This window comes from Streptomyces sp. TLI_146 (assembly GCF_002846415.1).
Lineage (GTDB): Bacteria > Actinomycetota > Actinomycetes > Streptomycetales > Streptomycetaceae > Streptomyces.
This window is the reverse complement of the sequence record NZ_PJMX01000001.1, coordinates 5,259,506-5,277,374: the sequence shown is the minus strand read 5'-3', so window position 1 is coordinate 5,277,374 and position 17,869 is coordinate 5,259,506. Positions and strand designations below refer to the sequence as shown.

The 17,869-nt window shown below is 70.1% G+C and carries 14 protein-coding genes; 7 read left to right on the top strand and 7 right to left on the bottom strand.

Annotated features, from left to right (window positions below; translation table 11 throughout):
• Positions 1 to 8: 8 nt before the first annotated feature.
• Entirely contained in the window at positions 9 to 1,061 is a 1,053-nt protein-coding gene (locus tag BX283_RS23645; RefSeq protein ID WP_101389523.1) for an esterase family protein, read from the top strand.
• Positions 1,062 to 1,073: 12 nt separating this feature from the next.
• Here the strand turns inward: BX283_RS23645 and BX283_RS23640 are convergent, their stop codons facing one another.
• Positions 1,074 to 1,922, bottom strand: coding sequence for a menaquinone biosynthetic enzyme MqnA/MqnD family protein (locus BX283_RS23640; protein WP_101389522.1), 849 nt, complete (start codon positions 1,920 to 1,922; stop codon positions 1,074 to 1,076).
• A gap of 260 nt (positions 1,923 to 2,182) precedes the next feature.
• On the opposite strand from BX283_RS23640, the gene BX283_RS23635 reads away from it, so the two are divergent.
• Positions 2,183 to 2,386 carry a cold-shock protein gene (locus tag BX283_RS23635; protein ID WP_003967102.1) on the top strand — a complete coding sequence of 68 codons (204 nt, stop codon included), beginning with the start codon at positions 2,183 to 2,185 and terminating at the stop codon, positions 2,384 to 2,386.
• A 93-nt stretch (positions 2,387 to 2,479) separates the two neighbouring features.
• Here the strand turns inward: BX283_RS23635 and BX283_RS23630 are convergent, their stop codons facing one another.
• Positions 2,480 to 4,180, bottom strand: a complete 1,701-nt coding sequence (locus tag BX283_RS23630) for a long-chain fatty acid--CoA ligase (RefSeq protein ID WP_101389521.1) — start codon at positions 4,178 to 4,180, stop codon at positions 2,480 to 2,482.
• Between the two features lie 95 nt (positions 4,181 to 4,275).
• Here BX283_RS23630 and BX283_RS23625 point away from each other — a divergent pair, with 95 nt between their 5' ends.
• Positions 4,276 to 5,283, top strand: coding sequence for an AraC family transcriptional regulator (locus BX283_RS23625; RefSeq protein ID WP_101389520.1), 1,008 nt, complete (start codon positions 4,276 to 4,278; stop codon positions 5,281 to 5,283).
• Between the two features lie 91 nt (positions 5,284 to 5,374).
• A complete protein-coding gene (locus BX283_RS23620; RefSeq protein ID WP_101389519.1) occupies positions 5,375 to 6,535 on the top strand; it encodes a lipase family protein in 1,161 nt (386 codons plus the stop codon).
• A 385-nt stretch (positions 6,536 to 6,920) separates the two neighbouring features.
• On the opposite strand, the gene BX283_RS23615 is transcribed toward BX283_RS23620, so the two are convergent.
• Positions 6,921 to 7,514: an MBL fold metallo-hydrolase gene (locus tag BX283_RS23615; RefSeq protein ID WP_101389518.1), complete on the bottom strand. Its 594-nt coding sequence runs from the start codon at positions 7,512 to 7,514 to the stop codon at positions 6,921 to 6,923.
• A 140-nt stretch (positions 7,515 to 7,654) separates the two neighbouring features.
• Here BX283_RS23615 and BX283_RS23610 point away from each other — a divergent pair, with 140 nt between their 5' ends.
• On the top strand, positions 7,655 to 8,563 hold the full coding sequence (locus BX283_RS23610; protein ID WP_101389517.1) for a GlxA family transcriptional regulator: 909 nt from the start codon (positions 7,655 to 7,657) through the stop codon (positions 8,561 to 8,563).
• On the opposite strand, the gene BX283_RS23605 is transcribed toward BX283_RS23610, so the two are convergent.
• Entirely contained in the window at positions 8,547 to 8,975 is a 429-nt protein-coding gene (locus tag BX283_RS23605; protein ID WP_101389516.1) for an ATP-binding protein, read from the bottom strand. The genes BX283_RS23610 and BX283_RS23605 overlap by 17 nt on opposite strands.
• A gap of 121 nt (positions 8,976 to 9,096) precedes the next feature.
• On the opposite strand from BX283_RS23605, the gene BX283_RS23600 reads away from it, so the two are divergent.
• Together BX283_RS23600 and BX283_RS23595 are read left to right on the top strand one after the other, a co-directional pair.
• Positions 9,097 to 9,930 carry a helix-turn-helix transcriptional regulator gene (locus BX283_RS23600; RefSeq protein ID WP_257583673.1) on the top strand — a complete coding sequence of 278 codons (834 nt, stop codon included), beginning with the start codon at positions 9,097 to 9,099 and terminating at the stop codon, positions 9,928 to 9,930.
• On the top strand, positions 9,927 to 10,169 hold the full coding sequence (locus BX283_RS23595; protein ID WP_101389514.1) for a DUF397 domain-containing protein: 243 nt from the start codon (positions 9,927 to 9,929) through the stop codon (positions 10,167 to 10,169). Before BX283_RS23600 ends, BX283_RS23595 begins: the two co-directional genes overlap by 4 nt.
• Before the next feature lie 66 nt (positions 10,170 to 10,235).
• Here BX283_RS23595 and BX283_RS23590 read toward each other — a convergent pair whose 3' ends face one another.
• From BX283_RS23590 to BX283_RS23580, 3 genes are all read right to left on the bottom strand, one after another.
• Positions 10,236 to 10,673 carry an RICIN domain-containing protein gene (locus BX283_RS23590; RefSeq protein ID WP_101389513.1) on the bottom strand — a complete coding sequence of 146 codons (438 nt, stop codon included), beginning with the start codon at positions 10,671 to 10,673 and terminating at the stop codon, positions 10,236 to 10,238.
• A 320-nt stretch (positions 10,674 to 10,993) separates the two neighbouring features.
• Entirely contained in the window at positions 10,994 to 11,356 is a 363-nt protein-coding gene (locus BX283_RS23585) for a hypothetical protein (protein WP_101389512.1), read from the bottom strand.
• Positions 11,353 to 17,796 (bottom strand): RHS repeat-associated core domain-containing protein, encoded by a 6,444-nt coding sequence (locus tag BX283_RS23580; protein WP_101389511.1) that lies wholly within the window; start codon positions 17,794 to 17,796, stop codon positions 11,353 to 11,355. The genes BX283_RS23585 and BX283_RS23580 overlap by 4 nt, the downstream gene beginning before the upstream one ends.
• Between the last annotated feature and the right edge of the window lie 73 nt (positions 17,797 to 17,869).

The window sequence follows — 17,869 nt, the reverse complement described above, 5'->3', positions numbered from 1 at the left end:
AGCACCGAATGAATCGCCGCACCACCGCACTGATGGCCGCCGCCGTCCTCGGCTCTGTCGCGCTGGTCTCCGGCTGCTCCGACGAGGGCAAGCCGGTGAGCTTCGACAACCCGGGTGCCACGTCGACGCCCGCGCCCAAGGGCAGCGGCGGTACGGGCTCCGGGCAGGACAAGGGGCAGAACCAGAAGACCTCCGAGGTCGCCTCCAAGACCCTGCTGCCGACCGGTCCGAAGGCGCAGTTCAGCACGCAGAACACGCTGGAGGACGGCACCAAGATCGGCGTGACCACGCTGCACGGCAAGAAGTCGGGCTTCACGGGCAAGGTGTGGGTCTGGGCGCCGAAGCAGTACTTCGACCCCAAGTACGCCCAGAGCGGCTTCCCGGTGCTCATAGCCCTGCCCGGCGGCAACGGCTACCCCAAGAACTACTGGATGGGCACCGACCTCAAGCTCCAGAGCAGCATCACCGAGTGGTCCAAGACGGGCAAGAGCGTCCCGTTCGTCGTGGTGATGCCGGTGCTCAACCCGGACGCGAAGTACTACTACGACGGCAGCGACATACCGGGCCAGCCCAAGATGGGCACCTGGATGACCGAGGACGTGCCGGACTTCGTGAAGGCGAACTTCCGCACCTTCAAGTCCCGTGACGGCTGGGCCTTCATGGGCTCCTCCTCCGGCGGCTTCGTCGGTCTGAAGTCGGTGCTCAAGCGACCGGACCAGTTCAAGGCCGTGATCGCCTCGGGCCCCGACACCGTGCCGGACTCCCCGCTGTGGGCCGGCCACGAGGCCGAGAAGCAGGCGAACAACCCGGAGAAGCTCGCCCAGGACCTGATAGACAAGAAGGGCCCCGAGGTCGACCTCGCCTTCCAGATCGGCACCAAGGAGGGCGGCATGGCGAACCTGAACGGCTTCATAGCCAAGTACGGCAAGGGCCCGGTGAAGACCCGTCTCCAGGTGATCCAGGGCGGCAAGCACAACGCCCACACCTACATCAAGGGGATGGGCGACGGGACCATGCAGTGGATCAGCAGCAAGCTCCAGGCCCCGATCCCGTCGTCCTGACCGCGCCGGCGCCTACCGGCCGAGCAGCTCCACCGAGACGTCCGCCGGGAACCCGGTGGTCGGCCCGGTCCTGCGTGCGAACTCCCGTACGCCCTTGAGCTGCTCGGCGCCGAACCGGAAGTCCAGCGTCGTGAAGTAGCGCTCCAGGAGCTCCGCGTCGAAGACCTCCCAGCGGGCGGCCTGCTCGGCGACCTTGGTGACCTCCTCCAGGGAGATGTCGCGGGAGGCCAGGAACGCCTTGTGGACCTCGCGCACGACCTCCGGCTCGCGGGCCAGGTAGTCCTTGCGGGTCGCCCACACGGCGAAGACGAACGGCAGGCCCGTCCACTCCTTCCACATGGCACCCAGGTCGTGGACCTGGAGGCCGAGACGCGGGGCCTCGTGCAGCGAGGCGCGCAGCGCGGCGTCCCCGATCAGCACCGCCGCGTCCGCCTCCTGCATCATCAGGCCGAGGTCGGGCGGGCACGAGTAGTAGTCGGGCCGGACCCCGTACCGCTCGGCGAGCAGCAGCTGCGCCAGGCGTACGGAGGTGCGCGAGGTGGAGCCCAGCGCCACCCGGGCGCCGTCGAGCCGGTCCAGCGGCAGCTGCGAGACGATCACGCAGGACATGACGGGGCCGTCGCAGCCGACCGCGAGGTCGGGGAAGGCCACCAGGTCGTCGGCGTTGCGCAGGAACTCCACGAGGGTGACCGGCGCGATGTCCAGGTCGCCCCGGACGAGCTGTTCGCTCAGCTTCTCGGGGCTGTCCTTGGTGAGCTCCAGGTCCAGCAGCGTGCCCGTGCGGGCGAGCCCCCAGTAGAGCGGCAGACAGTTGAGGAACTGGATGTGCCCGACCCGTGGCCGGGTGGTTGTTTGGTCCACATCGCGAGACTAGACCTGTCCCGTTTGTCCAGCTACGGCGGGTAGGTTCGTCAGCACGTCAGAGGCCCGTCAAACTCCCGAGTGACGTGATCTTTCCCTCTACCGCGGCCCCGATCCTGCGTGCTACGCTCCTCGCAAGTTGCAGTTTGGTTTCCCTTGCAGTACAGAGCCTGCGGAGCATGTAACCCGCAGGCTTTTGTAGTTTTCAGACTTGTTTGCAGGTTCTGGAGCAGGGCAACCCTTTGGCCCAAGGAGGGCTTATGGCTACCGGAACCGTCAAGTGGTTCAACGCTGAAAAGGGCTTCGGCTTCATCGCCCAGGACGGCGGCGGCCCGGATGTCTTCGTCCACTACTCCGCGATCAACGCGTCTGGCTTCCGCTCCCTCGAGGAGAACCAGGTCGTGAACTTCGACGTCACGCAGGGTCCGAAGGGCCCGCAGGCGGAGAACGTCACCCCGGCCTAACCCGCCCGGGTCGGCGATCGCTGACCAGCAGTACCCAAGGAGCCCTGTTCCGTACGGCGACGTACGGAACAGGGCTCCTGCCTTTGCCACGCCTTATGCGGTACGAACGTTCTCGTACAGACGTTCTATTTCTTCCGCGTACCGCTCGGTCACCGCCCTGCGGCGGACCTTCTGGGTGGGGGTGAGCACCCCGCTCTCGACCGTGAAGTCCTCGTCCAGGACCGCGAAGGCGCGGATGCGGGCGGGGCGCGAGACGCGGGCGTTGGCGGCGTCCACGGCCTCCTGGACCAGGGCCCGTACGGTCGCCGGGTCCTTCCCCGCGACCTCGGCCGCGTCCACGGTGATCAGGGCGACGGGGTACGGGCGGCGGTCCCCCACCATCACCGCGTGCGAGACGAACCGGGACCGTTCGATGGCCAGCTCGACCTCGGACGGGGCGAGGTTCTTCCCGGCGGACGTGATGATCAGGTCCTTCTTGCGGCCGGTGATCGTCAGGAAGCCGTCGGGGTCCAGGGCGCCCAGGTCGCCGGTGTGCAGCCAGCCGTCCCCGTCGAGCGCCTCCGCCGTTCCTGCGGGGTTGGCGTGGTAGCCGGGGAAGACGTTCGCGCCGCGCGCCAGCACCTCGCCGTCCTCGGCGATCCTCACCTCGCAGCCGTCGATGGGGCGGCCGACCGTGCCGTACCGGACGGCGCCGGGGTGGTTGAGCGTGATCACTCCGGCCGACTCGGTCATCCCGTACCCCTCGAACACCTGGATCCCGGCCGCCCGCAGGAAGTCGAGGGTCTCGGGGGCGATCGGGGCGCCGCCGGTGAGCGCCCAGCGGAGGTTGCCGCCGAAGGCCGCGCGCACCAGCTCCGCGAGCTCCTTCTCGTCGGTGACGTGGAGCTCCTCGGCGAGCGAGAGCACGCCCTGGTGCACCTTCTCGAACAGCCTTGGCACGGACGGGAGATGGGTCGGCTGCGCCTCGGACAGCTCCGCCACGATGTCCTCGACGCGACCGCCGAAGTAGCAGAGCTCGCCGCCGTACAGGAGCGTGGAGAACTGGATGAGCTGGGCGAGGAGGTGGGCGAGGGGGAGGTAGAGGTACGTCCTGTCGCCCGGGCCGCCCTCGGTGAGGGGGAGGGTGGCGTCCTGGACGGCACCGAGGTTGCCGTGGGTGAGGCGGCAGCCCTTCGGGGGGCCGGTGGTGCCGGAGGTGTAGACCAGGGTCGCGGTGTCCTCCGGGCGGACGGCTTTCGCGGTGGCCAGGAGGTCCTGCGGCGGGGCCGGGGGGAGGTCCAGGAGGGCCCGCCATCGTGTCCGGCTGTCCGTCGTCGGTGGCTGGTCGCGCAGTTCCCCGCGCCCCTGTAGGTCATCCGGCACCGACACCTTCAGCAGGAACACCTCCTCCAGCCCCGGGAGTCGGGCCCTCAGCGCCTCCAGCCTGCCCGCCTGCTCCTCGGCCTCGCACAGCGCGAATCTCGCCCCCGAGTCCCTCAGCACCCACTCCACCTCCTCCTCCCCCGCCGTCGGGTAGACCGGGACCACCACCGCGCCCGCCGCCAGGCACGCCAGGTGGGCGTGGGTCCACCGGGGGCTCGTCTCAGCGAGGATCGCCACTCGGTCGCCGGGGCGCAGGCCCTGGGACAGCAGGGCGCGGCCCAGGTGGCGGACCGTGGCGCGGAGCTCCTCGTACGTCTCGGTGGTCCAGCCACCGGCCGAGCGGTAGCGCAGGGCGGGGTGGTGCGCGTAGCGGTCGGCGGTCCACTCCGCGAAGAGGGCCAGGGTCGGGGGTCGTACCGGGGATCCCGTCATGTACCCGACGGTAGGGACGCCCGTCGGCCACCGGGGATGACCGGAAACGTCACCCCCGCTGACCGCACCGCTCAATCCCGCTACGGTCGTTGGCCATGGGCAAGGGGACGATCACCGTGCACCATGTACGCGCCGTGCTGCGCGGCACCGAGCGGCGCGGCATCGACACCGTGCCGCTGCTCCAGGCCGCCGGCATCCCGCCGCTGCTGCTCGGGGACGACCGGGCGCGGGTCACGCCCGCGCAGTTCGCGCTGCTGTTCCGGGCGCTGTACCGGGCCACCCAGGACGAGTTCCTCGGGCTCGGCTCGGCGCCGAGCAGGCCCGGGACGTTCGCCATGATGTGTTACGCGTCGCTGGGCTGCCGCGATCTGGGCGGGGCGATGCGGCGCGGGATCGCGTTCTACCGGCTCTTTCCGGGCGGACCCGATCTCGCCCTGACGGCCGACGGGCCGGAAGCCGTCTTCGCGGTGCGGAGCGACCTCGGCGGGCGGGACGAGGACCGGTTCCTCACCGAGTGCCTGCTGATCATCTCGCACCGGCTGTGCAGCTGGCTGGTGGGCCGCCGCATCCCGCTCCTGCGGGCGTCGTTCGGCTATCCGCCGCCCCCGCACAAGGACGAGTACCCGTCGCTGTTCGGCTGCCCGGTCCGGTTCGGCCAGGCGCGTACGGAGGCGGTGTTCGACGCGCGCTGGCTGACCGCGCCGCTCGTACGGGACGAAGCCGCGCTGGAGCAGATGCTGCGGCGTTCACCCTTCGAACTGCTGAGCCGACGGGCGTACGGGACGACGGTGGCCGAGCAGGTCCACCGCGACCTCGGCCGCGCGCTGCTCGCCTCGCCCCGGCTGCCGTCGCTGGACGAGACGGCGGCCCGGCTCGCCCTCTCCCCCGCCACCCTGCGGCGCCGCCTCCAGCACGAGGGCACCTCGTTCCAGCAGCTCAAGGACGCGGTGCGGCGGGACGCGGCGATCGCGGGGCTCGCCGAGGGGCGCGAGCCCATCGCCGAACTCGCGGCCCGGCTCGGGTTCTCCGAGGACACCTCGTTCCACCGGGCGTTCCGGCGCTGGACGGGGACGACGCCGGGGGCGTATCGGCTGGGCCAGTGAAGGTGAGCGATACGGTCAGCGCCGTACCTACTGGTCAGTCACTACGGTCTCCTCAACTGCCCCCACCCCCCAGGACGTTGGGAGAGCCGCAATGCCCCTCCGGACCCAGGTCACCGGCGCACTCGCCGCCGGGCTCCTCCTCTCCGCAGCCACCCCCACCGCGTTCGCGGCCGACTCCGACTCCGGCGCCGCCGCCCGGCCCGGGGACGTCGTGAGCTCCGCGCCCACCGCGTTCCACCCGCTGCCCGGCCAGTGGACCAACACCAAGGCCTGGCACATCACTTACCGCTCCACCACCGCCAAGGGCGGCCCGAACGTCGTGTCCGGCACGGTGATCGTGCCCGACGACGGCCGGACCGGGCCGCGCCCGCTCGTCACGTACGCGGTCGGCACGGTGGGCATGGGCGACTCCTGCGCGCCGAGTGCGGGCTTCCCGTACGGGACGACCGTCGAGGCGACGCTCATCAACCAGATCGTGCAGCGCGGGTGGGCGGTCGCGGTGACCGACTACGAGGGTCTCGGCACGCCCGGGGACCACACGTACACGGTCGGCCGGGCCGAGGGCACGGCCGTCCTCGACGCGGCGCGCGCGGCCCAGCGCCTGGGCATCCCCGGGGTCTCCGCCGAATCCCCCGTCGGGATCATGGGGTACTCCCAGGGCGGCCAGGCCAGCAGTTGGGCGGCCGAGCTGCACAAGTCGTACGCGCCGGAGCTGAAGGTCAAGGGCACGGCTACCGGGGGTGTCCCGGCCGACCTGATGAAGGTCGCCCACTTCAACGACGGCGGGCTCGGCTCCGGCCTGATCTTCATGGCGGCGGCGGGGCAGGACGCGGCGTTTCCCGAGCTGAAGCTCGACACGTACCTGAACCCGGCGGGCAAGGCGCTGGTCGACTACTTCAAGTCCCACTGCGTGGCGGTCGACTCGACGGTCGGCTCCTTCAAGAAGATCACCGACCTGACGGTCAAGAACCCCCTGGAACAGCCGGACTGGCAGTCCCGCCTCAACGAGTCCCGCCTCGGGACGGTGGCGCCGGATGCGCCGGTGTACCTGTACCACGGGACGGTGGATGAGCTCATCCCGTACGGGGTGGGGGAGGGTCTGCGGGGCGACTGGTGCGGGCGGGGGGCGTCGGTGTCTTGGCATCCGCTGCCGCTGCTGGGGCATATTGGTGGGGTGACGGTTGGTGCGCTGCCGGCGGCGGACTGGCTGGGCGACCGGTTCGCGGGCCGGCCTGCGGCCGGCAACTGCTGATCCTTCGCCTGCGGGCCGGTGGTCGGTTGCTCACGCAGTTCCCCGCGCCCCTAAACCCGCCTTCGTCTGCGGACCATAGATGGCTGGTCGCGCAGTTCCCCGCGCCCCTTAGATGCGCCCCTTCGGGGCGCTCCTTTAGGGGCGCGGGGAACTGCGCGAGCAACCGGCCACAACCCGCAGACGAACACCGGCCCGATAAGGGGCGCGGGGAACTGCGCGACCAGTTGGGGACAGCCCGCAGACAAACACCGGCCCGATAAGGGGCGCGGGGAACTGCGCGACCAGTTGGGGACGGGCCGCAGACGAACTCCGGGCCAAAAAGGGGCGCGGGGAACTGCGCGACCAGCCCGCCACCGGGCCGCAGACGACACCTTCCACGGAGTGGTTAGCGCGGGACCGTCGGCGACGGGGCGAACGGAGCGCCATGCCCCGGCACGATCAGGGACGCCACCGCCAGCACCCGCCCCCGCGAGGCCCGCAGGACCTCGCGGTCCGGGGCCACCGGGTCGTCCGCCGGGCCCTCCGCGTGCCACCACAGGTCCCCCGCGAACGCCACCACCCCCGCGTCCGTGCCCGCCAGCAGCGTGATGTCCTCGGGGCTGTGGCCCGGCGTGCGGATCAGCCGGAGCGACGGGGTGAGCTCATAGCCCTCGGCGTCCCGGTTGCGCCACTGGTCGCCCGCGTACTCCACCTTGTGGTCGTGCACCCGGGCCCGCCCGAACAGCCCCACGTTCATCGTGTTGTCCGGGTGGTGGTGGCTGAGCACCACGTCGGTGATGTCGTCGGGGCCGAGCCCCAGTTCCGCCAGCGGCCCGAGGATGTCGTCGCGGCTCGCCACCATGCCCGGGTCGAAGACGACGTGCCGGTCGCCGTCCCGGACGTACGAGACGGTGGCGGCGACCCCCGGCCCCGTGGAGCCGACGTAACCGGTGGTCAGGATCGTGTACTTGGCGCTGCGGCCGAGCGGTGCGTCTGTCATGGCTTTGATCCTTCCGGGCGCGCGGCCCTCCCACGAGTGGCACACCTGCCGCCGACCGCAGGATTCCTGCCAGCCGTGCCAGACTGCTCCCCGTGCCGCCCTTCACGACCGTCGCCGCGTACGTCCCGCCAGGAGTCGGCATGCTCGCCGTCGGCATCGTGAGCGAGGTGTTCGGCCCGCACGGTGAGGCGCTGCCCGGCTTCGACTTCGCCCTGTGCGCCGAGCGGCCCGGCCCCGTCCCCACCGACCTCGGCGTCCCGCTCGCCCTCACGCACGGCCTGGACCGGCTCGCCGCCGCGGATCTGGTGATCGCCCTCCCGGGCGCGGAGTTCCGTACGCCGCCCGGCCCCGCCGTACTCGACGCGCTCTCGACGGCGTACGAGCACGGCGCACTCGTCGCCGCCCACTGCGTCGGCACCTTCGCGCTCGCCGCCGCCGGGCTGCTCGACGGCCGCCGGGCCACCACCCACTGGCGGTTCGCCGACCTGCTGGCCGACCGCCACCCGGACGTCACCGTCGAGCCCGACGCCCTCTACATCGACGAGGGGCGGGTGATCACGGGCGCGGGCGCCGCCGCGGGCTTCGACCTGTGCCTGCACCTGCTGCGGCGGGAGTACGGAGCCGCCACCGCCAACGCCGTCTCCCGGGACATGGTGCTGCCCTCCCACCGCGAGGGCGGACAGGCCCAGTACCTGGCCGCCCCCGTCCCCGAGGACGGCCAGGACGACCGGCTCGCCGAGGTCCTCGCCTGGGCCCGCGCCCACCTCCACGAGCCGCTTCCGGTCGCGGAGTTGGCCCGGCGCGCCCTGATGAGCAAGCGCTCCTTCGCCCGCCGCTTCACCGCCGCGACCGGCACCACCCCGCACGCCTGGCTGCGCAGTCTGCGTCTGAGCAGCGCCGAAGAGCTCCTGGAGACCACGGACCTGCCCGTCGAGGAGATCGCCCGCCGGGTCGGCTACGGCAGCGCCGCCGTCCTGCGCGAGCAGTTCGTACGCCGCCGGGGAGTGCCGCCCCGCTCCTACCGCCGCTCGTTCACGAACGCGCCGTAGCGCCCAGGTCCACTTCCGCCCACACCGTCTTCCCCGGCGTCCTCCCGTCCACCCCCCACGCCCTCGCCAGCGCCTCGACCAGCAGCAGGCCCCGCCCGCCCTCGTCCTCCCCCACCGGCTCCGGGCGGTGCGGCAGGCGGTCGGCCCTGGTGTCCGTCACCTCGATGCGGAGTACCGTGCCGAGTACGAGCCGGAGTTCGAAGTCCCGGCCCGGTACGCGTCCGTGGAGCACGGCGTTCGCCGCCAGCTCGGCCACGATCAGGGCGGCGGTGTCGGACCCCTCGCTGTCGTGCGGCACGCCCCAGGCGTCGAGCTGCCCCAGCGCGAGGATCCGGGCGAGCCGCGCGCCTCTGCGCGTACTGCTGAACCGCCGCGCGAACTCGACCGTGGGGGTGGTGATTTGCGGATTCATGTCACCGAGCGTGACGAGGTGTGCGTACGCTGAACAGGGTCGTCGGCCCGACACCGGCTTTTCTGTACGGGTCCGGCGCCTGCCCTGTACGAGTCTTCGCCCGTGACCCATGGAGGGGTGCATGGAGGAGGAAGAGGACACCACCTCGGACCTGTTCACCGCCGTGGGCGAGCAGATCAAGGTGCTGCGGATACGGGCCGGGCTGACGCAGCGGGAGTTCGGCCGTCTGGTCGGGTACACGGAGAGTCAGATCTCGTCGATCGAGCGGGGTGTACGGGTCCCGCAGCCGGACTTCCTTGAGAAGGCGGACAAGATCCTGAACGCGGGCGGCTTGCTGATCGCGGTGAAGAAGTCGATCGAGAAGGCGCAGACGAAGGCGCGGGTGCGGCATCCGGGTTGGTTTCGGGATTACGCCAAGGCGGAGGCGGAGGCCGTATCCCTGCACGACTACAGCACGCTGGCGGTTCCTGGGCTGCTGCAGACCGAGGATTACGCCCGAGCCGTCTTCAGGCACCGCCGCCCGCTGCTGGACGACGCAACGATCGAGAAGCGAGTGGCTGACCGGCTGGCCCGGCAGCAGATCTTCGAACGCTGGCCCGCACCGACCTTCAGCTTCGTGATGGAGGAGTCCGTACTACAGAGGCCAGTTGGCGGCCGAGCCGTGCAGCAGGATCAGCTGCGACAGCTGCTGCGGGTCGGCACACTGCGGACGGTCGAACTGCAGGTGATGCCTACTGACAGGGAGGAACACCCCGGCCTGGGTGGGCCGTTCATCCTGTTGACCCCCAAGGGGCGACAGCCGGTGGCATATACGGAGATCTACGGACACCCTCGGCTGATCACCGATCCAGAGGAAGCCCGCGTCTTCATCGAACGCTATGGGATCATCCGAGCGCAGGCTCTCACGCCCCGGGAGTCTCTGTCCCTGATCGAGAAGATGCTGGGAGAACGATGAACACCACTGAACTTTCCTGGTTCAAGAGCAGTTACAGCGACGGCGAGGGCGGCGCATGCATCGAAGTCGCTTACGACTGGCGCAAGTCGAGCTACAGCGGCGCCGAAGGCGGTGAGTGCGTCGAGGTGGCGGCCCACCCCTCCGCCATCCACATCCGCGACTCAAAGAACACCCCGGGCCCGGAAATCACCGTACTCCCCACCGCCTGGGCCGCATTCGTCTCGTACGCCACACGGTAAAACAAAAAAAGCGGCTGCGCCGACTTTGTAAGTCGGCGCAGCCGCCCCGCTTTCGAGCCGTCAGGATCAGACGTTCTCGAACCGCCACTTCTGGTTTTCGCGGCCTTCCCAGGGCTCGATGATGAGCTGGGTCTTTTCCTTCTCGTCAGGCAGCGTTGCCACGCCGTCCATGTACGGGAAGTGGATGCGGAACAGGTTGTCGCCGACGGGCTCGATCGACCACTGCTGGCCGTACGGCTGGGTGGCGATCATCGGCGGGTAGACCCTGATGATGCTCTGCGCGAAGAAGATCGGGGTGCCACCGGCGGTGAGCTTGCTCCTGAGCTGGTAGACGTTGCCGGGGAACTGCTCGACCTCCCACTGCTGGTTCTCGCCCTTGTGGTAGCTGTAGCCGATGATCGGGGTGTTCGGCTCGGGGCGGGCGTCGCGCACGTCGATCACGCGGTCCTGGTACGCGGCGTTCTTGATCGCGTACGTGCCGTGGGTGAGGAACTCGGCTGCCATGAATCCTCCTGGGTTCACAAGGGGACGGCTTTGATCGAGCGAGCCCCAACCTAGGTGGCCTTTGCCCGTTCCGTAACGGGGACTTCACGTCGTACGGCGGGAATGAGGATGGCCGGGGCGGGGCGCAATTCACCCCCCGCGTTTCGGCCCGGCTGGCCGAGTAAATCAATCCCGCTTCCGGGAATTGCGAGCTCGGGCGCGTCAAGTCCCCGGAAGCGGAACCGCTCCCGCCCGGAACCTCTTCGGCCGTGGGCGTACTTCCGAAACGACGAGGGGCCCGGCGCCACCCTCGGCGCCGGGCCCCTCCCCCATTCACGTGCCTACACCGCCAGCAGCTCCGGCTTCGGCATGACCGCCGTCGCGAAGACCACCTGGGTGAGGAGCATGATCCCGAACAGCGCTCCCCCGCCGCCCAGTGCCAGCGGCAGCACCGGCATGAGCAGCAGGAAGGCTGCCGCCGTGCGGAAGCCGCCCGGCGTTCCGTACCTCTTGAGCAGGCCCAGGAGGAGGAGCAGGAACAGCGAGACGGCCGCCACGAACAGCATGAGGTTCACGCCGTCCGCCAGCTGCTCCCCGAAGGACAGCGCCCCTCGCGGGGTCAGTGCCATCGCGAGGAACCAGCCGGCCGCGCAGAGCGGGAGGTAGCGAGCCGCGCAGCGCGGGAACCAGGGTGCGTGGGTCACTTCGGCGGGTCCTTCAGGCATTGGGCGGAGTTCCAGTACCGCATGTCCTTGTTGCCGTACCAGGGCATCGAGTCGAGCCCCGAGACGTTGTCCATCCGGTCGTGGGCCACGACCAGCGGCTTCTGCGCCCGACGGTACTGGACGACCTCCATGTCGGGGTAGTGATCGCCCTTGCGGGTCACGGTCACCGAACCCTTGTTGGCCGCGATCGTCACATGGGTGTCGACCGAGAACAGCGGCATCAGACTGTTCACCCCCGCTATGCCCAGATCGAGCTTGGACGAGTTCGAGTGGTACTTGCCGAGGAAGCTGTAGTTCACGATGTTGCGTCCGGTGACGCTCTCCGAGGGGTACTCGTTGAGCGACAGCGGGTCCGCCGGGATCATCCTCGACGGCGACTCGATGTCGTATCCGGGACCGCCGCCCGCCTGGCTCATCAGGTACGACGAGACGTGCTTGGTGGACGGCTTGGTGTGGGACGGCGAGACCTTGAAGGTCACGTCACCCGTGGCGGTGTCCCAGAACAGGACCATGCGGTAGGCCGCGTCCGGGTCCGTGGTGTACTCCCGGTTGTCGCCGAGCAGCTGGTAGCCCAGGCCCGGGATCTTCATCGCGTCCTTGGTGTGGATGAAGAACTTCATCATGATGATGCCCCGGTCGGGACCCTTGCCCACGTTGAAGTGGCCGAACTGGGTGCCCTTCTCGCCGTGCGACCACATGGCCCGCTTGGCGCGCGCGTAGGCCGACTTGAGGTGGTGGACGACCTTGTGCACGATGTGCCGGACGGTCTTCTTGAGGTAACGGATGACCTTCTTCACCGCGTGCTTGATCTTCTTGAAGATGTGGCCGATGTGGAACGCGCCGCTCGGGTCGCTGTCGGTGACCGGCGAGTTGTTGGCGTACGCGTACCCGTTGATCTGCTGCGGGTCGGACAGGTCCATGACCGGGTCCACCGAGGCGAACCGGCCGTTGGCCGCGTCGTACTCGCGCGCGCCCATGTGGGTCAGGCCCGTGGACTTGTCGGTGGTGCCGCCCACGAAGCCCCGGTCGCCCGGCCAGCCCGTCTGCGGCTGGGTGCCGCGCGGGGTGCCGAACGGGCCGGAGGCGCGCCGGGTGACGCTGAGCGTCACCGAGTCGACCGCCACCTCGTCGGTGCCCTGGTGGTCGCCGAGCAGATAGGTGATCGAGCCGTCCGAGCCGCGCGCGACCGTGGCGTTGCCCGCGTCGTAGTAGCGCACACCGCTCACCGTGTTGCTCGACTTGGTCAGCGTCAGCTCCTCGGCGCCCAGGTACAGCGTCACCGCACCCGGGTCCCGGCGCAGCAGCCGGGAGCCGTCCGCGTCGTAGAGGAACGTGGACGTCTGGCCGCCGAGCGTCGAGGAGGCGAGGTTGCCCTCCGCGTCCCAGGTCAGCTGCTGGTCACCGGCGGCCGTCACCCGGCGGGTGGTGTTGCCGGAGGCGTCGTACTCGAACGAGTCGGTGCGCGCCCCGGGTCCGGTGATGCCGACCGTGTCCATGCCGTGCGGCCGGGTCTCGCCCGGCTGCGGGTAGGAGTAGCCGCGCCGGACGTCCTTGGTGGTGTCGCCGGTGACGTCGTGCTGGACCTCGGAGGCCCGGTTGCCGACCGTGTCGTACGTGTACGAGTACCAGTACGGGTCGATGCCGCCCACCTTCGGGCGGGCGTCCGTCGACGGCTTCAGCGCGCAGTCGTCCGTGCCCGTCCACGCGTGCGAGAGCCGCGCCGCGAAATCGTACGTGAAGCACTGCGTGTCGGTGACCGTCTTGTCGTCGCGGTCGTTGCGGATGCGGGTGATGTTGCCCGCCGGGTCGTAGCTGTAGACCTTGTTGTCGATGGTCTGCGGACCCTGCGTCTCGCGGTCGTTGACCACGCTGCTCAGGCGCTTGGTGTCCTCCTCGTAGGTGAACGTCTGGACCGTGCGGGCGCCGACCGAGCCGAGCACGGTCTGAAGGAGGTCGCCGGACGGCGAGTACTGGTTGCCCAGCGAGTACACGTCCGTGCCGTTGCCGACCGTGGTCGCCAGACCGTAGTCCGAGTAGCCCTGGCGGACCGTCTCGGCGGGCAGCCCGCCGCCGGCCGGGAAGGTGGTGGTGTTGGCCAGGCCCGTGTTCGGCGTGAACGTGGAGCTGAACTCGTAGGTGCCCTGGAGCTTGCCCTCGGCCGCCGGAACCGTGATCACCGAACCGGTGGCCCGGCCCGCCGCGTCATAGCCCTTGACGGCCGTGGTGTAGGCGTTGCCGTTGTCCCAGCGGGTCGACGAGCTCAGCATCTTCTTGCCGCCGGTCAGCGAGTCGTACGTCCACTCGGCCAGCTTGGGGCCGGTGTCGCTGTCCTTGCGCAGGCTGGTGGGACGGCCGATCTCGTCGTAGGTGTACGCCAGAACCGTGCCCCGGGCGTCCTTGGTCGTCGCCGTCTTGCCGTCGGGCGTGAACGTCGTGGAGACCGCGCCCTTGTCCGGGTCCGACGAGGCGATCTGGCGGCCGCGCAGGTCGAAGGTGGCCGACCAGGTGTTGCCCGCCGCGTCCACCGCCTTGGTGAGGCGGTCGGCGGTGTCGTAGGTGTACTTCAGCGCCTCGTACTTGTCGGGGCTCGCCCCGATGACCGGGTTGCCGTCCTTGTACTGGCGCAGCTCCACCGGCTTGTCGTGGGCGTTGTTGACCACCAGCGTGGCGGTGGCCCCGCTCGGCGGGACGGTCGCCGTCCAATTGCCGCCGTAGGTGGTGCTCGTGCGCCACCGCTCGGTGCCCTTGGTGACCGCGATGTTCGCGGTGGTACGGCCCAGGCCGTCGAACTCGGTCACGGTCTGCGCCGGGACCTGGCTGTCGGCCACCGCGAAGACGGCGGTCGCGACCGGCTGGTCGTTGTAGTACTCGGCGTTGTCCTTGTAGGCGCGGCCCTGGCTGTCGTAGAACGTGTCCGTGATCAGCCGGCCCGTGCCGCCGTACGCCTCGGTCTGGGTCTGCCGCTTGCGCAGCAGACCGTCGTAGAGGGTGACCGCCTTGCGGTACTTGCCGCTCTCCAGGAGCGTGTTGGAGGTGACGGCGGTGGGGCCGTCGTTGCGCACCTGGTAGGAGAAGGTGACGTCGGCCGAGGCGGGCTTGACCCGGCCCGGCTTCCAGGCGGCGGTGAGCTGCCCGAGCGCGTCGTACTCCTGGCTGGTGACGCGGCCGTTGGCGTCGGTCGCCTTCACCGTGAGCCCGCGCAGCCCGTCGAGGTCGACGCTGGTGGTGAAGCCCTTGTTGTCGGTGGTCTTCACCGTCGTGGGCTGGGCGCCGGTCGCCGGGGTGTACGCGGTGAGGGTCTTCGCCTGCGCCGCGTCCGTGGTCTGCGTCATCCGCCCGTACGCGTCGTAGAGCGCGGTGGAGGTGGTGACGTACACCGGCAGACCGGCGCTGTAGTGGTCCAGCTCCTCGATCTTGGAGGGCATCGCCTTGCCCGCGACGGGCGCGGCGCCGTACGCGCTGGTGTCGTACGTGGTGCGGGTCTCGCCCGTGACGGTGCTCGCCGAGGGGGCCGTGCCGCAGGTGGTGGAGCTCTTCTGCTCGTCGGCGACGTAGGAGATCAGATGGTTGGTGGTGTCCGGGGTGACGTAGGTGGTGCGGGTGCACTGCTCGTCACCGGAGACCGCGACGTCGCCCTCGTCCGAAGTGGTGAGGGTCTGGCCGTAGGCGTCGAAGGTGTCCGTGGAGCGCGTGGTCTGCCAGCTGCCGTCGTCCATCAAAGACCGGCCGGTGGTGGTCTCGGTGTCCGCCTGGTAGGCGTGCAGATCGGTGGTGCCCGGCCGGGTCTGCGTCGCGGTCAGCTTCGACCACGGCTTCTCCACCGACGACTCGACGATCTTGCCGCCGTCCTTGTCGTAGCTGACGCTCTCCAGCTCCCTGCCGCTGTACTGCTCGGCGTCGGTGTACAGGGCGCCGAAGGAGTCGGCCACCTGGGCGCCGTCGATGCCCCGCAGATACGTCGTCTCCGACAGCGTCCTGTTCGTCGTGCCGGTGCGGGTGCGGACCTTGCCGTAGCCCCGGTAGTCGCTGTACGTGCGGTGCTTGTCGAGGGTGAACTCGCTGGTGTCCTTGGCCCAGGCGATGCCGCCCAGGTACTCGTACTCGGTCACCTCCGAGTCGGTGCCCGCGACCTTGTCGTCCTCGGTCACCTTGGTCACCACGTACTTGTGGAACCAGTCCTTGACCGGCTGGGAGCCGCCCTCGGGAGTCCACCAGTTCGGGTAGCAGCGCTTGGTGTTGGTCGCCTCGTCGGGCGGGCTGGCATAGGTGCACTCGGTGGGCGAGTACTCGACGAGCGTGTCGGCGCCGTACTCGGAGCTCACCTTGGTGATCCGGTACTTGTTCAGCGGCGGGCGGCCCTCGGAGGCGTCCACGCGGTTGGGCATCAGCGTGCCGCCGAACGTCACCGCCGGGTTCGACAGGGCGGTGCCGCCCGCCTTGCCGGTGCGCACGATGGAGTCGAGCCACAGCCCGTTGCCGCCGGTGTCACCGGTGCCGGGGAAGCTCTGGCCCAGCGTCCAGGTGTCGATGTCGACGTAGCCGGTGCCCTTGAGCACCTGGGTGGAGACCGAGGTCAGCCGCTTCTTCGACCAGAACGACGGCGAGCCGTTGAGGCAGTCCGCGCCGACCGTGCAGACCTCGTCGACCGGCGTGTCCGGCCAGTTGGAGGCGTGCGCCTTGTCGAAGGCGCAGTCGGTGGCCGTGCCCAGGCAGCGGTCGCCCATGGCGAAGTTCACCTTGGCGGCGGGCTGGGCCGCGTAGACCTGGCCCGCGCGGTGGCCGTACTCGATGTGGTCGAGGTAGCCGGCGCGCGCGTAGCTCGCGTCCGCCTTGGGCTTGGTGGTCGTGGAGCCGCCGGAGTTCTTGGCGTACGCGTTCTTCTCCTGGGTGTAGAAGAGCGCCATCGCGTTGCCGTGCGGGTCGACCACGTAGTCCAGGTTCCAGCGCCAGGCCTGGTTGCGAACGGAGTCCGTGAAGGCGGCGGCGTGACCGGGCTCGCCGGTGTGGTTGCCGTAGACCGGGACGGTGTAGGCGGATCCGGTCTCGGTCTTGCCGGTGGCCCAGCCGGGGAGGCGGTTCTTGCCGAACCAGTACTGGGTGCCGTCGAGCGTGGTCACCTTCCAGTACTCGTTGTCGTCGTCGCCGTTGTTGGTGTCGGTGGCGGTGCCCTTGACCCGCTCGATGCGGGAGCCGTCGTCGTCGGCGGGCCGCCAGACGTCACCGGTCCCGGTCTTGACGAGCGGGGTCGAGGACCCGTTCAGCGACATCACGGCGTTGTCCGAACGCCAGCACAGGTCGCCGGACTTGGCCGGGGCGTTGGTCCCCGTACCGCTGTCGTCCTTGCAGGCCATGTACTGCCGCTCGATGAACCCCATCTCCATCGACCAGCCCTCGCCGATCGCGGAGGGCTGGTTGTTGGTCGCGGCGGTACGGCCGTCGACACCGGAGGAGGAGTACCCCAGGGCGAGCTTGGGGGTGAGATCACCGGGAACGGGCGGCACCTGGAGCGGATACTCCCAGGAGAACCCGCCCTCGTTGCCCCCGGCGGCCCAACTCCCGCTGGGCGAGAGCGAGGTGGCCTTGAAGTCCCCGTTCGCGCCGTCGGGGGTGGCGGTGGCGGCGAGGACGGTGAAGGCCCCCGCACCCGAGCCGCTGCGTGCGGCCACGCCGCTCGCCCCGCCCGCGGCGGCGTCCGGCGCGACCTCGACCTCGGCACTGAGCAGCCCGGCCTTCGCGTCGTTCCGCGAAGCCAGCGGCGTGACCGTACGGCACTCGGCCTTCTCCGGCGTCGTCAGCGCACAAGACGGCAGCTGCACCAGCCGCAACCGGGACGCCCAGTCCGCCCCGTACGCCCCGCGGAACGCGTTGTAGTCGAGCTGGACGGACGCCCGGCCCGCCGCAGTCCCCCGGTCGTCACGCGCGACCCCGAGCACGACACCGTCGAGCCCCAGCCGGTCCGCCGCCTTCCGGTCACCCATCCGCACCCGCACCTTCGCGGGCGCCGCCCCCTTGGCGGACTTGGGCGCGAGCGGCGCGACCCCGACCGGACTGCCCGGCGCGGCCGCGTGACGCGATCCGGCCACGCTCCGCCCCGCCGCGCTCTTCGCCAACGCATCGGCCGCGACCCGCCCCAGGTCGACCTCGCTGTCCCCGGCCTTCGGCCAGGTCACCTTCGGCGCCCGCCAGGGCCGCCGCGCGGTCTCGCTCTTGGCGCCGGAACTGCTCCCGCCCAGCTCGGAGCCGGTCACCGAGGCCGTCTTCTGCACCGAACGCACCGAGAAGTCGACCTTCCCGGCGGCCGCCGCGACGGTCGGCAGCAGCGTGACCAGCAGCGCGCTCGCCGTGACCGCGCCGAGCGCCGCCGTGGCGCGCCCGCGTCTGCCTCCCCCCGAGTCCTCGTCGAATCTCCCTGTCCCCACCCGTGAACGAGTCACCTGGAACTCTCCAACTCTCCGTATTCAGCTCAAAAGGCGCCCCAAGAGAGGGACGCCG

Coding starts and splice junctions, on each gene's coding strand:
- BX283_RS23625 (WP_101389520.1), top strand. CDS start 4,276: ATGGGCAAGGGGACGATCACCGTGCACCATGTACGCGCCGTGCTGCGC.
- BX283_RS23620 (WP_101389519.1), top strand. CDS start 5,375: ATGCCCCTCCGGACCCAGGTCACCGGCGCACTCGCCGCCGGGCTCCTC.
- BX283_RS23600 (WP_257583673.1), top strand. CDS start 9,097: ATGGAGGAGGAAGAGGACACCACCTCGGACCTGTTCACCGCCGTGGGC.
- BX283_RS23615 (WP_101389518.1), bottom strand. CDS start 7,514: ATGACAGACGCACCGCTCGGCCGCAGCGCCAAGTACACGATCCTGACC.
- BX283_RS23590 (WP_101389513.1), bottom strand. CDS start 10,673: ATGGCAGCCGAGTTCCTCACCCACGGCACGTACGCGATCAAGAACGCC.
- BX283_RS23635 (WP_003967102.1), top strand. CDS start 2,183: ATGGCTACCGGAACCGTCAAGTGGTTCAACGCTGAAAAGGGCTTCGGC.
- BX283_RS23605 (WP_101389516.1), bottom strand. CDS start 8,975: ATGAATCCGCAAATCACCACCCCCACGGTCGAGTTCGCGCGGCGGTTC.
- BX283_RS23610 (WP_101389517.1), top strand. CDS start 7,655: ATGCTCGCCGTCGGCATCGTGAGCGAGGTGTTCGGCCCGCACGGTGAG.
- BX283_RS23630 (WP_101389521.1), bottom strand. CDS start 4,180: ATGACGGGATCCCCGGTACGACCCCCGACCCTGGCCCTCTTCGCGGAG.
- BX283_RS23645 (WP_101389523.1), top strand. CDS start 9: ATGAATCGCCGCACCACCGCACTGATGGCCGCCGCCGTCCTCGGCTCT.
- BX283_RS23595 (WP_101389514.1), top strand. CDS start 9,927: ATGAACACCACTGAACTTTCCTGGTTCAAGAGCAGTTACAGCGACGGC.